The sequence below is a fragment of the Algibacter sp. genome, assembly GCF_029245835.1.
Classification (GTDB): domain Bacteria; phylum Bacteroidota; class Bacteroidia; order Flavobacteriales; family Flavobacteriaceae; genus Algibacter_B.
In genome coordinates this window covers 16,254-29,659 of sequence record NZ_JAQWOO010000051.1, presented here as the reverse complement: position 1 = coordinate 29,659, position 13,406 = coordinate 16,254, and the positions used below count along the sequence as shown (strand labels likewise).

The following is a 13,406-nucleotide window of genomic DNA, read 5'->3' as shown; positions in this document are numbered from 1 at the left end:
GATGAATATCATTTTGTAATAGATTTAAAGACATTATTTTAGATTACTATTATAAAATATTTGATCATGAAAAAAGCACTAATTACATTACTATTAATTCCTGTTTTTGCTATAACTCAAACACTTGAAGAACTAGATTTTATAGCCCCTTTTAATGCTGGTGTTGCAGCTATTGAGAAAGACAACTCCTGGGGATTTATAAATGATAAAGGCGCTATTATTATAGCTTTTAGAGATGACTTGGTTTTAACTGAAACTGATTATGGTAAGTATCCTATATTTCATAATAACAGATGTTTAATTTCAGAAAAAAAAGATGGCATTCTATATTATGGATATATCGATAAAAAAGGTAAAAAAGTGATAGATACAAAATTCTTAAATGCTACAAATTTCAATAATAATGTGGCTTTAGCTTTAAAAATAATATCTAAAACTATAGGCACTAATAACATATTGGATAAACCTGTTGTCATTAATAAATACTTTGAGGTTACCATTGATACAACAGGGAGTGTAAAAGACTACTTAAACCCAAAAGGTATAAATGTTGTTTTAGACAAAAAATTCCTTAATAAACCTCCAAAAATAACATCTAAACTTCTTTCAGATGAATTGGTTGCTATAATTAACGAGAATAGTAAATGGGTTATTAAATCTGTAAAATGAAAGCAAATCTTAAGTTAGGTAGTATTTCTGGTATTAAAATTATAGTACATTGGACCTTCTTTTTTTTAATAGCTTGGGTTGTATTTAGTGAATTAAAACGTGGCGGAACTAACGAAAGTATTTTGTTTAATGTTGCACTGGTTCTGGCTGCTTTTTTTTGTGTCGTATTACACGAATTAGGGCATGCATTAACGGCAAAACGTTTTGGTATAGACACTAAAAAAATAACCCTACTCCCTATTGGTGGTATGGCAAGTTTAGAGCGTATCCCAGAATCGCCTAAACAAGAGCTTATAGTAACACTAGCAGGTCCGTTGGTAAATGTTATTATAGCTATATTCCTTTATTTTATTGTACCAATAAATGAATTTATACATTTAAATTTTACGGAAACCTTTGAAGCATTAATGAGTTTCACTTGGCAAAACTTCCTGTTTCTTTTATTTGTAGTGAATGTGGGTTTAGTAATTTTTAATATTATACCGGCTTTCCCAATGGATGGTGGACGTATTTTAAGAGCCTTACTTGCTATGAAAATGAATCGTGTAAAAGCGACGCAAATAGCTTCAAGCATTGGTCAGTTTATTGCGGTTTTCTTCTTATTAATAGGCTTATTATATAACCCTTTTTTAATTTTAATTGCACTCTTTATATTTTTAGGAGCTTATAGTGAAAACCAAATAACACAACAATTAGCTTTACTTAAAGGACATAGCGTTGAAGAAGCTATGATGCTAAACATTACAACCTTTAATCCCGAAGACACCTTAGATTTAGTGGTAAACAAATTGATATCCAGTACAGAAAACAACTTTGTTATAGTTGAAAATAAAAAGATTAAAGGCTTACTATATCACCAAGATATTATTGATAATTCTAATAAGATTATATTAGTTAAAGATATTATGAATACAAATTTCAAAACAGTTGATAGTCATGATAATCTTGATGAAATATACAAACTTACACATAGTGAAAAACATCCGTTTTTTCCAGTTTTAGAAAACAATAAACTTGTTGGTGCTATTGACCAAATTAATTTAAACGAATACATATTACTACAAGCAAAACTAGCATATTGATTATGAAACATCCATAACTAAATATTGACTCCCAGGGAGTTGGTAAAATGGATGCTACATGTAACCAATAAAAAATAACAGATATAAACACATGAAATCATTTAGGTATTTAATGCTCTTTTTCATCATAGTCTCCTGTTTTAAAAATGAGGATAAAATATTTCCAACGGAAAGACCTTTAACAGAATCCGTTTATTCTTCAATCACCATACAACCAGATAGTTTATATCAGGCTTATGCTATTGTTGCCGGTATTTTAGACAATAATTTAGTAGAAGAAGGCGATGTCGTTTTAAAAAACAAAACACTTATTCAAATTACAAATAGCACACCTAAACTTAATGCGCAAAATGCAAAATTCACTTTAAATCTGGCTAAAGAAAACTATAATGGAAACGCTGCTGTTCTTAACAGTATTCTTGAAGAAATAGCAGCAGCGAAACTTAAATACAAAAACGACTCTATAAATTATTTTAGGCAAAAGAATCTCTGGGACCAAAGAATTGGTTCAAAAGTAGAATTTGATACTCGCAAACTTAATTATGAACTGGCATCAAACAGTTTAAAACTTTTACAGAATAAATACAACAGCACAAAAAACGAACTGCATACGGCAGTAAAACAAGCACAAAACAATTATCAATCGGCATTAATAAACACTAAAGATTTTATGGTTAAAAGCAAGATTAATGGTAAAGTGTATGCCTTGTATAAAGAAGCTGGCGAAATTGTAACGACTATGGAACCTCTAGCATCTATTGGTAGTGCTACTCATTTTGTTATTAACATGCTTGTTGATGAGGTCGATATTGTAAGCATCTCAAAAAACCAAGAAGTTATTATACATTTAGATGCGTATAAGGATGAAGTTTTCAAAGGAAGAGTGTCCAAAATTTATCCAAAAAAAGACGAGCGTAATCAAACCTTTAAGGTTGAAGCTGTTTTTGAAAATCCACCACATATTTTATATCCTGGACTTTCTGGTGAAGCCAACATTATTATAGCAAAAAAAGACAGGGTTTTAACCATTCCAAAAGCGTATTTAATAGAAGGTAATAAGGTAAAAACAGATGACGGGCTAACACCAATTTCAACCGGCATGCAAAACATGGAATACATTGAAGTACTATCTGGAATAACTAAAGACACACAAATTTACAAACCTGAATAATGACCAATTGGAACGTGATTTTAAACATTGCCAAAACGCATTTGCTTACTAAAATAAAGCAAACCGCTACGGCAGCTCTTGGTGTAACTTTTGGTATTGGAGCTTACATCACCTTGGTGTGTTTCATGACGGGTTTAAACGCAATGCTCGACGATTTAATTCTCAACCAAACCCCGCATATACATATATACAATGAGATAGAACCTTCTGAGAAACAGCCTATTTCTTTATACGCTAATATAGAAGATAGTTTTAATGTGGTGCATTCTATAAAACCAAAACTTACTCAAAAAAAGATTCATAACGCCTTACCTATTATTAAGTATTTAGAAGAAAAGGAAGCCGTTCGTGGAGCACTTCCGCAAGTAAAAACTCAAATATTTTACATAGCTGGTTCTATTGAATTAGGTGGTAATATAACAGGTATTAACCCCGTTGATGAAGCAAGGTTGTTTAACATGGGCGATTATATAGTTGAAGGTTCTGCTGAAGCTTTACAAAACACAGATAATGGTATTTTATTAGGTATTGGTATTGCAAAAAAAATGTCTTTAAAAGTTGGCGACCGCGTTCAGGTAAGCCCAATTAACGGCGGTATATTTCCATTAAAAATAGTTGGATTATACCAAAGTGGCATTGCAGATTTAGATGCTATTCAAAGCTTTACCAATATAAAAACCATACAACGCATTTTAGGCAAAGCAAAAAATTATATAACAGACATTAATATCAAGTTATATGATATAGAACAAGCTATACCCCTATCAAAAAAAATTGAGCAACAATTTAATTTAACAGCTATTGATATTAAAACTGCAAATGCTCAATTTGAAACTGGAACAACCATAAGAAATCTTATTACCTATGCCGTTTCAATCACCCTCCTTATAGTGGCTGGATTTGGTATTTACAATATTCTAAATATGCTTATTTATGAAAAAATGAACGATATAGCCATTTTAAAAGCTACTGGCTTTTCGGGTAAAGATGTACAACTTATTTTTATGAGTCAAGCCATGATTATTGGTTTTGTTGGTGGTGTTTTAGGCTTATTAGTTGGTTTTGGGTTAGTAAGTATCATTGATACTATTCCGTTTAAAACAGAAGCGCTTCCAACGGTTGAAACTTATCCAATAAATTTAAATCCTTTATTTTTTATCATAGGGTTTTCCTTTGCGATGCTTTCAACTTTTTTGGCAGGATATCTTCCTTCAAAAAAAGCAAAAAAAATAGATCCTGTAAAAATTATAAGAGGTCAATAACATGAGCATCGTATTAGAAGCAAAACATATAAATAAATATTTTAAAAAGCCTGTATTATTTCATGTTTTAAAGGATATCAATTTTCAGATTAAAAAAGGGGAATTTGTGTCTATAATGGGGAAATCGGGTTGTGGAAAATCTACCTTACTCTACATTTTATCAACAATGGATACCGATTATGAAGGTGAGCTTCTTTTAAATAATCAATTAATAACCAATCAAAGTAGAGACCATCTCTCATACATCAGAAATAAACATATTGGGTTTGTATTTCAATTTCATTATTTATTATCAGAATTTTCAGTTTTAGAAAATGTGATGCTTCCTGCTAAAAAACTAGCCGAAAAATCACATCAAGAAATAGAACATGATGCTTTTGAAAAATTAAAAATGTTAAACATTGAGCACCTAGCAAAAAAACGAGCCTCAAGAGTTTCTGGTGGCGAAAAACAACGTATTGCTATTGCAAGAGCGTTGATTAATAACCCTTTAATAATTATGGGCGATGAACCTACTGGAAATTTAGACAGTTATAATGCCGAAAACGTGTTTAATATTTTCAAACAATTAAGTGATGAGCAGGGGTTGTCACTCTTAGTTGTAACTCATGATGAAGATTTTGCAAATAAAACCGACCGCATTATTCAAATGGCGGATGGTAACATTCTTACATAAATAAATGTTCTCGATACTATTCGGCTTTAACAGAATTACTCGAACTGATATTTTAATCTACTTTAAGTTTACATAGCTGATATATCTCATTTCAGATGAACTTTTTAAAAATTATTTTTAACAAGTAATCATTAAAAATTACGTCTATGTATAATTTAAGAAAACGCCCTAAAGGAAATTATATCCAAAACGCTAGCTGGGAGGCACTGTACCTTTTACTTGAAAACTGGAAAACAGATTTAGAATTCTATTTTTTTGATATTAAGTTTTTAAATAATCTAGTTGAAAATCATTTTTCAGAACTATTAGCTTGCCAAAATCTAGATGAATTGAGGGAGTTACAAATGGAGGTTTTTGAATTACAAAATCAATGCGAATATATACTAGCATGCATCCAAAATAATAGGGAAAGTATCATAGATATAATTAATAACAATTTCCCTGATGATACCTCTAAATTTAGAGTGGAGATCCAACATCTTGAGGATAACATTGAAGTATTTATTGATAATGAACGAGAACTTAGAAGAAACATTTTTATTATGATTAAAGAGGTTTTTAAATCTAAAAAGTCAAAAAATGTATGGCTGTTTAATTGATAATTTTCATGAATCTGTTACAAAATATAGAAAACGAAATAATTAGGTTAACTACTCTAATAAATACAGAGTACCCAGAATTATATATATTTTTAGAAGAAACCCCTATAACCATCCCGTCTGTTAATGCTCCAGATATTAATATAAAAGTCATGGAAGATTACATTGAAAGTTTAAAACAATTATTAAAACATCATATTGAAACCCATAAAAAGAAATAGATGGCTTTTGTAGACTATTATAAAATACTTGGTTTGTCTAAAACTGCTTCAGAAAATGATATTAAAAAAGCGTATAGAAAACTCGCGCGTAAATATCATCCAGATTTAAACCCCAATGATAAAAATGCCGAAAAGAAATTCAAGGAAATTAATGAGGCCAATGAAGTATTAAGCAATCCTGAAAACAGAAAAAAATACGACCAATATGGCGAGCATTGGCAACATGCTGAGGAATACGAGAAAGCGAAACAACAAAACCAATACCAGCAAAGTTATCAAGGTGCAACTGGAGGTTATTCAGAAGAAGACTTTTCAGATTTCTTTGAAAACATGTTTGGTGGCCAATCTTCAAGAGGTCGTAGCAGACAGGTGAAATTTAGAGGACAGGATTTTAATGCCGAATTACAACTCAACTTAAAAGATGTTTACACCACACATAAACGCACTTTAACTGTCAACAATAAAAACATCCGAATTACTATTCCTGCAGGTATAGAAAATGGCCAAATCATAAAAATAAAAGGGCATGGAGGAAAAGGTGTAAACGGCGGACCTAATGGTGATTTATTGATTCAGTTTTCAATTGTAAACCATTCAAAATTTAAAAGAGATAAGGAAAATCTTTATTTAACTGTAGATTTAGATTTATACAAGGCCTTACTAGGTGGCGACATTACAGTAGATGCCTTCTATGGAAAAGTAAAACTCAAAATAAAACCAGAAACTCAAAACGGAACGAAAGTAAAACTTAAAGGCAAAGGGTTTCCTAAATATAAAAAAGAAGGTCAGTTTGGAGACTTGTATGTAACCTATAAAATAAAACTTCCAACAAAACTGTCTAATAAAGAGAAGGAACTATTTTCAGAATTAGATAAATTAAGATGATTATGAAAACTGAAAATTTTATTTCAATACAACAGATTTGCACACATTATAAAATCCCAAAGTCCTTTATAAGTGCTTTACATGACTATGAGTTAATAGAAATATTTTTAGTACAAAACACTGCTTGTATTGATGTAACCCAGATAAAAAACATTGAAAAAATGATGCGTTTGCATTATGAGTTGGACATAAACTTTGAAGGGATGGATGCTATTTTTAACCTGCTTAAAAAAGTTGAATCACTTAATAATGACATTGTAGAATTATACAATAAACTTGAAAGATTTGATAGCTAACGATGGTTTATAATTAATAATCTGATTTTTTTTATGTAACATAATTAAACTTGAATTGATATCTATCATTTTTAGTATAACATCTATCAGCTAACTTTATAAAATATGAAAGGGATTGTATACCTTAAAATGTGCAAAAGAAGTAGGGCATTATTATATGGAATTGTTTACCCAAATAAATGACGAATTTATCATAAAAGAATTATTAATCAATTTTAAATATCGATAAAATGAAAACTTTTAATTCAATTAACTTAAAGCAAATATTTACATTAACGCTTGCTATTATTGTAATGTTCGTTTTTGATTCTTGTAAAAAAGCATCAGAGAAAACAGGAGAAAAACTTATTGAAACGTCCATTGGCCATGGTGCAGATGTAGATATTGATGATGAAAAAATAGTTATTAAAACAGATGAAGGAACTTTTACTTCTGATTCAACTATTAAAAATTGGCCTAAAGAAATCCCTGATGATGTTCCAGAATTTAAAGATGGTAAAGTAGTTAATGTTTCTACACGAATTGTAGATGGAAATAAAAACTGGACTTTGCTTTTTGAAAATGTCTCTGAAAATGCTCTTACTGAATATGAAACCAAACTTAAAAAGAAAGGTTTTAAGGTCAGTACAATCTCAATGGGAAATACAAAAGGGCATATTACCGCAGAACAAGGTGATTATGTGGTTATCGTTATGGGTGGCGAAGGTATGGCTTCCCTATCTGTTGGTGTTAAATGATAAATATTAAACCAGATACTGTTTCCTTTTAAGGCGTACAAATCCCCAAACTAAGTTATGGGAAAGGGCTAAATATTATAAAATTTCAACTTTTTGTATAATTGGATATCTAAAAACACAAACCATACAATAAAACTAATAAAAGTTATTTTTTGAAGTACTGGAAGTATTTTTATATGATAGCCTGTTTCGTAAATAAAAAAATTTACGAAAAAGACAATTAAACAAAATACACCTAGCATTAAAAGCTTGTAATATTTAGCTTTATAGAGTTCTACTAGACAGGTTATAACCGCAATGACTCCAAAAATTCCAGCAATTCGAACAATAAGGTCATGAGTACCAGATGCAAGAAATAGTGTAATTATAAGAGACAACAGTCCAGACAACCTCATAATAATAAGATTGATGCTTTTTATGGTATATAATTTTGGTAAAAAAAACCATATAAAAAAAATACTGGAGCATAAAACACCAAGTGCTGCACGTGCAAAAAAGCGAGCGCTATTTACCTTACCATTTATTGCATAATCATCAAGTAGATCACATAAATAATTATGCCAAAAACTGAATCCAGATTGATTTGTAAAAGCCCAAGAACCTCCGGGGTAATTTAGTGCTGCAAGTATATATAAAAACAGAAATAATCCCATTCCTATTAAAGGCAAAAATAGTATGTAAGGTTTTGGAAACCCAGTTTTTGTGTTCATATTATTTAGCAATCGTTCTAGAATAAATAGGCCACGTATTCATCTTTAGCTCCTTACCTAAAAAAAGTATATTCTATATTTCTTGAATCTAAACGAACGTTTTTTAGTAAGCCATAATATAATATTTTAACAAGAAATTAGACCTTCGCCATTACGTAACTAAATGTTTTATCAGGTGTTATAAACAATGATTATCATTATTTTGATACTTAACAAAACAAGCTCATATACACCTTATAACCAATGATATATATCATTTCGTAAACACATTTTCAATCTTAACTTTATACTCTATAGTTCCAAAGTAAATGAGTGCAACAAAAATTATAAACGTCACACCAGACAATGCTGAAGAAGAAACATTTTTCTGCATAAAAGACATCAAAAAACCAGGTTTTAAGAGTAAACAACAATGGTTTGAAAAACGTTATAAAGAAGGATTGAAACTGAAAATCCTAAAAAACGAAAGCAATAAAATGATTGGATTTATAGAATACATTCCTGCATGTGATGCATGGAGACCAGTAGATGCAAACAACTTTATGTTTATACATTGCATGGCGGTATATTCTAAAAAAGACAGAAATAAAGGATATGGAAAATTACTGATAAATGAAGCGGAAAAAGATGCCAAAGCAAAAAAAATGGCTGGTGTATGTACTATGACAAGTCAGGGCTCTTGGATTGCCGATAAACGCATTTTTAAACAAAATGGTTTTAATGAAATCGATAAAAGAGGTCGTTTTGAACTATTTTCAAAGAAATGGGATGCTAAAGCACCTAACCCTAAACTTTTTGATTGGACCGCTCAACAAAATAAATACCAAGGTTGGCATATAGTGTATGCTGATCAATGTCCATGGCATGAAAAGTCTGTTTCCAATCTTTTAAATGTTGCCATGAATTTTGATATTGACCTTAAAATAACCCAAATAAATACCGCTAAAGAAGCAAAAAATGCCCCATCAGGTTTTGGAGTATTTAGTCTTTTGCATGATGGTAAATTATTAGAAGACCATTATTTAAGTGCTACTCGTTTTAAAAATATTCTAAAAAAAGAACTTGAAAAATAAGTTAATAGGTATTAATTTCTAATAGAATAAAATTAAAATGAAAACTAATAAATTTTGTCAAAGCTGTGGGATGCCTGTTAAGAAAGACTCTCAACTAGGATTTACAAGAAATATTCCAAGATTAGAACGTTGGAAATAATCATAAAAATTTGTCATGGAAAGAAAAAGCGTTCTAGAATGGCTATTAAATGGTGATGTATCCATACAATATCAAGTACACAGAGATTTATTGGCAACTGAACGAGAGGATTTGCAGAAAAGGATTTCGAAAGAAGGATTCGGAGCCAAATTTTTATCTAAACGAAAAGCTGATGGAAATTGGGGTATCAAATTTTATCAACCAAAATGGACGTCTACCCATTATACTCTCTTTGATTTGCGGAATTTATGTATTACCCCCAACAATCCTCTTATCAAAGAATCTATTAAGATGATCTTAGAAAATGAAAAAGCGGATGATGGAGGGCTTCTGCCTATTGGTAAAACTCAATTGACCGACTTATGTATTAATGGCATGTTCTTAAATTATGCTTCATATTTTAAAACAAATGAAAGTGACTTAAAATCTGTTATTGATTGTATATTGGCACAAACTATGCCTGACGGCGGATTTAATTGTAGGTCTAATAGATTTCCAACCATTCACAGTTCTTTGCATACTACATTATCAGTATTGGAAGGCATAACAGAATATGAACTTAACACATATAAATATAGACTAAAGGAACTCGTTAAGGCAAAAAAATCAGCCCTTGAATTTATTCTGAAGCACCAGTTATTTCGCTCTGACAGAACAGGAGAAATAATCAAGCAAGACTTTTTAAAGTTCTCTTACCCCAGACGATGGCGTTATGATATTTTGAGTGCTTTAGATTATTTTCAACACTCAAAAACCGATTGGGATGAGCGTATGCGGCCAGCCATTGAAACCTTATTAAAAAAACGTAATAAAGAAGGTACTTGGAATCTCCGAGCTAAATATCCAGGGCAAACACATTTTGATATGGAAAAGGCAGGACAACCAAGCAGATGGAATACACTCAGAGCTTTACGCGTTTTGAAACATTTTAAAATGGATAAGAATTTATACTTGGCAAAATAAAGAAAGCTTATTATTAGTACCCCATTAAACTTGAAATGATATTCGTCATATGTATTAAAACATCTATTAACTAGCTTTATAGCATATGAAATAGATTGAATTTATTAAAGGATGCTTATTTAAAGACCTACATTATATAGCATCTCCAAATATATTTACTGGTTGTATTTGTTCAAAATATGACTTCATGATAAAAAATTAAATTTAAAAACATGGAGATTATTATGACCGATAAAGAAGATGAAATCAGTAAAAAAAATAAAAGTTTAGGAAAGACAACGGAACTTTATTTCGCCATACTTTGTGGCGTATTCCTTCTATTAGGCTTTTTAATTCAAAAACTAACAAGTTTATCAAACCTATTTTTTTTATTAAGTTATATCATCTCCTATTTTTTTGGTAGTTACTTTATAACCATTGAAGCCTATAAAAAAATCATTAAAGGTGGTTTTGATATCGATTTTTTAATGATAGCAGGAGCGGCAGGAGCATTCTACATCGATAAATGGGCAGAAGGGGCATTGCTTTTATTTCTATTTAGTTTAGGGCATGCTTTAGAGCACTACGCCATGAATAAAGCCAAAAAATCCATTGAAGCTTTAGGTGAATTATCTCCAAAAATTGCGCTCGTAAAGAAAGGGGGTAAACTTGAAGAAATACCTATAAAAAATCTATGTATAAATGATGTTATTGTTGTAAAACCAAACACTAAAATTGCTGCAGACGGTGTTATTATTAGTGGTAGTAGCAGTATTAATCAAGCCCCTATAACTGGAGAAAGTATCCCTGTTGACAAGGTGTTTATAGAAAGCACAAATAATTTACCACTATTTAAAGACATTGATAGAAAGCATAAGGTATTTACGGGAACCATTAACGGCGATAATACTATTGAAGTTTTAGCGCTTAAACTAAGTAAAGATTCTACAGTTTCCAGATTAATTAAAATGGTAAGTGAGGTAGAAACTCAAAAATCCCCTACACAAAGACTCACCAAAAAATTCGAAAAATGGTATGTCCCAATAGTTATACTTGTGGTCTTTTTATTATGCTTTGCGCATTTAATTATTAACGAAAGTTTTAACCAAAGTTTATATCGTGCCATTACGGTATTAGTAGCCGCAAGTCCTTGTGCTTTAGCTATTTCAACACCCAGCGCGGTACTTAGTGGTATTGCAAGAGCAGCACAAAAAGGTGTGCTTATTAAAGGCGGAAGAGCTTTAGAAGATTTAGGTGAAATCACGACCATTGCATTCGATAAAACAGGTACACTTACCGAAGGAAAACCAAAGTTAACAAACATAATACCGCTAAACAATTTTGATAAAAACAGGTTTATTCAGTTAGTTCTTGAGGTGGAAAGCTTAAGTAATCATCCACTTGCAAAAGCTATAGCAAAAGATATAAAAACACAATATAACATAGCCCATCAAAATAAAGCAACTAATGTTAATGCCATTCAAGGGAAAGGCATACGTGCCATTTACGATGGTAAAACAGTATACATAGGCAATGTAAAGTTGATGAAAGATTCAGGCATAAATGTCGATACAAGCATCGTTTCTAAAATGGATAATCTTTTAGAAAATGGACACACAGTCATGATTGTAGCATATAACGATGACATTATAGGTTTGATAAGCGTGATGGATTTACCTCGAAAAACGGCAGTAGCTACACTAAAACGACTAAAAGAAATTGGAATTAAACACATGGTTATGCTTACGGGAGATCATCAAAACGTTGGTGATGCTATTGCAAAACAGATAGGTTTAACTGAAGCAAAAGGAAATTTACTGCCAGAAGACAAAGTCACTGAAATAAAGAAATTAATTAAAAGAGACAAAAAAATAGCCATGGTTGGTGATGGTGTAAATGATGCGCCAGCTATGGCATTAAGCACCGTAAGCGTAGCCATGGGAGCTGCTGGTAGCGATGTGGCTTTAGAAACTGCCGATGTGGCTTTAATGTCTGATAAAATTGAGAATTTACCTTTTGTAATAGGATTAAGCAGAGCTTCTAAACGCATAATAAAACAAAATATTTGGATAAGTTTAGGCGTCGTGATAGTATTAGTTCCTGTAACTATTATGGGGCTTACTAATATAGGATTAGCTGTTGCTTTTCATGAGGGTTCTACTATAGTTGTAGTACTTAATGCTTTAAGACTACTCCGTTATAAAATAGATGAATATGAAACTGAATGTATTAAATAAGTAATAGAAATTCTTTTATTATTAACTAAAAATGACTTCCCTCATATATATTTTTAAAAACATCCTTTATTTTTAGAGAAATTCAAAACATACTATGCTAACCTTTAAAAACTTCAACATTGCGGATTGGTTTTCATTTTATCGAATATTTGCTGCTCCTTTTTTACTACTTCTAATTTGGCTAGATTTACGTCTCGCTTTTACATGGCTACTTTTAATAAGCTACTCTACCGATGCTATTGATGGGTATTTAGCAAGAAAATTAAAAATAACAAGTCCAAGAGGATCACAACTGGATTCTTTTGGCGACCAAATAACTCTTGTTGTTGGATTGATTGGTTTGTTTTATTTTGAAAATGAGTTTATTAAAACGAACCTTGTATTAATAGGCATTGCATTTATACCATACATTACTCAAATGGTAATTGCCTATGTTAAATATGGAAAAGCAACAGCTTTTCATACGTATTTAGCTAAACTTTCGGCAGTGCTTCAAAGTATATTTATACTATGGTCGCTATTCTTTAACCCAGAATACATATTATTTTACATTATGTTAATAATTGGTTTGTTAGAAACTATTGAGGAAATCACTCTTATTTTTATTTACGATAATTGGGCCTCTGATGTAAAAGGCATTTATTGGGCATTACGTGACAAACGGCAATTAAAAAAAACCACTAATCGAAATAAAAATATTTCATAAA

15 protein-coding genes are annotated in these 13,406 nt (G+C 30.9%); 14 read left to right on the top strand and 1 reads right to left on the bottom strand.

The window, feature by feature from the left end:
* Nucleotides 1-66: 66 nt before the first annotated feature.
* From P8K68_RS08720 to P8K68_RS08675, 10 genes are all read left to right on the top strand, one after another.
* Nucleotides 67-669: a WG repeat-containing protein gene (locus P8K68_RS08720; RefSeq protein ID WP_300249667.1), complete on the top strand. Its 603-nt coding sequence runs from the start codon at nt 67-69 to the stop codon at nt 667-669.
* Nucleotides 666-1,751, top strand: a complete 1,086-nt coding sequence (locus tag P8K68_RS08715; RefSeq protein ID WP_300249664.1) for a site-2 protease family protein — start codon at nt 666-668, stop codon at nt 1,749-1,751. The genes P8K68_RS08720 and P8K68_RS08715 overlap by 4 nt, the downstream gene beginning before the upstream one ends.
* Before the next feature lie 91 nt (nt 1,752-1,842).
* Nucleotides 1,843-2,922, top strand: a complete 1,080-nt coding sequence (locus tag P8K68_RS08710) for an efflux RND transporter periplasmic adaptor subunit (protein ID WP_300249661.1) — start codon at nt 1,843-1,845, stop codon at nt 2,920-2,922.
* Nucleotides 2,922-4,184, top strand: coding sequence for an FtsX-like permease family protein (locus tag P8K68_RS08705; protein ID WP_300249658.1), 1,263 nt, complete (start codon nt 2,922-2,924; stop codon nt 4,182-4,184). Before P8K68_RS08710 ends, P8K68_RS08705 begins: the two co-directional genes overlap by 1 nt.
* A 1-nt stretch (nt 4,185) precedes the next feature.
* Nucleotides 4,186-4,860, top strand: coding sequence for an ABC transporter ATP-binding protein (locus P8K68_RS08700; protein ID WP_300249655.1), 675 nt, complete (start codon nt 4,186-4,188; stop codon nt 4,858-4,860).
* 146 nt (nt 4,861-5,006) lie between these two features.
* Entirely contained in the window at nt 5,007-5,459 is a 453-nt protein-coding gene (locus P8K68_RS08695; RefSeq protein ID WP_300249653.1) for a hypothetical protein, read from the top strand.
* 8 nt (nt 5,460-5,467) lie between these two features.
* On the top strand, nt 5,468-5,680 hold the full coding sequence (locus tag P8K68_RS08690) for a hypothetical protein (protein WP_300249650.1): 213 nt from the start codon (nt 5,468-5,470) through the stop codon (nt 5,678-5,680).
* A complete protein-coding gene (locus tag P8K68_RS08685; protein WP_300249648.1) occupies nt 5,681-6,565 on the top strand; it encodes a J domain-containing protein in 885 nt (294 codons plus the stop codon). It abuts the gene before it with no gap.
* A 2-nt stretch (nt 6,566-6,567) separates the two neighbouring features.
* Nucleotides 6,568-6,861: a chaperone modulator CbpM gene (locus P8K68_RS08680; protein ID WP_300249646.1), complete on the top strand. Its 294-nt coding sequence runs from the start codon at nt 6,568-6,570 to the stop codon at nt 6,859-6,861.
* 230 nt (nt 6,862-7,091) lie between these two features.
* Nucleotides 7,092-7,598 (top strand): hypothetical protein, encoded by a 507-nt coding sequence (locus tag P8K68_RS08675; RefSeq protein ID WP_300249644.1) that lies wholly within the window; start codon nt 7,092-7,094, stop codon nt 7,596-7,598.
* Between the two features lie 68 nt (nt 7,599-7,666).
* Here P8K68_RS08675 and P8K68_RS08670 read toward each other — a convergent pair whose 3' ends face one another.
* On the bottom strand, nt 7,667-8,308 hold the full coding sequence (locus tag P8K68_RS08670; protein WP_300249643.1) for a hypothetical protein: 642 nt from the start codon (nt 8,306-8,308) through the stop codon (nt 7,667-7,669).
* Between the two features lie 308 nt (nt 8,309-8,616).
* Between P8K68_RS08670 and P8K68_RS08665 the strand changes: the two genes are divergently transcribed.
* The 4 genes from P8K68_RS08665 to P8K68_RS08650 all read left to right on the top strand — a co-directional run bounded on the left by P8K68_RS08665 (nt 8,617) and on the right by P8K68_RS08650 (nt 13,405).
* Nucleotides 8,617-9,381 carry a GNAT family N-acetyltransferase gene (locus P8K68_RS08665; RefSeq protein ID WP_300249641.1) on the top strand — a complete coding sequence of 255 codons (765 nt, stop codon included), beginning with the start codon at nt 8,617-8,619 and terminating at the stop codon, nt 9,379-9,381.
* 154 nt (nt 9,382-9,535) lie between these two features.
* Complete coding sequence (locus P8K68_RS08660) at nt 9,536-10,483, top strand: hypothetical protein (protein WP_300249639.1); 948 nt, start codon at nt 9,536-9,538, stop codon at nt 10,481-10,483.
* Nucleotides 10,484-10,695: 212 nt separating this feature from the next.
* On the top strand, nt 10,696-12,699 hold the full coding sequence (locus P8K68_RS08655) for a heavy metal translocating P-type ATPase (RefSeq protein WP_300249636.1): 2,004 nt from the start codon (nt 10,696-10,698) through the stop codon (nt 12,697-12,699).
* A 94-nt stretch (nt 12,700-12,793) separates the two neighbouring features.
* A complete protein-coding gene (locus tag P8K68_RS08650; protein ID WP_300249633.1) occupies nt 12,794-13,405 on the top strand; it encodes a CDP-alcohol phosphatidyltransferase family protein in 612 nt (203 codons plus the stop codon).
* The last annotated feature ends 1 nt before the right edge of the window (nt 13,406 follow it).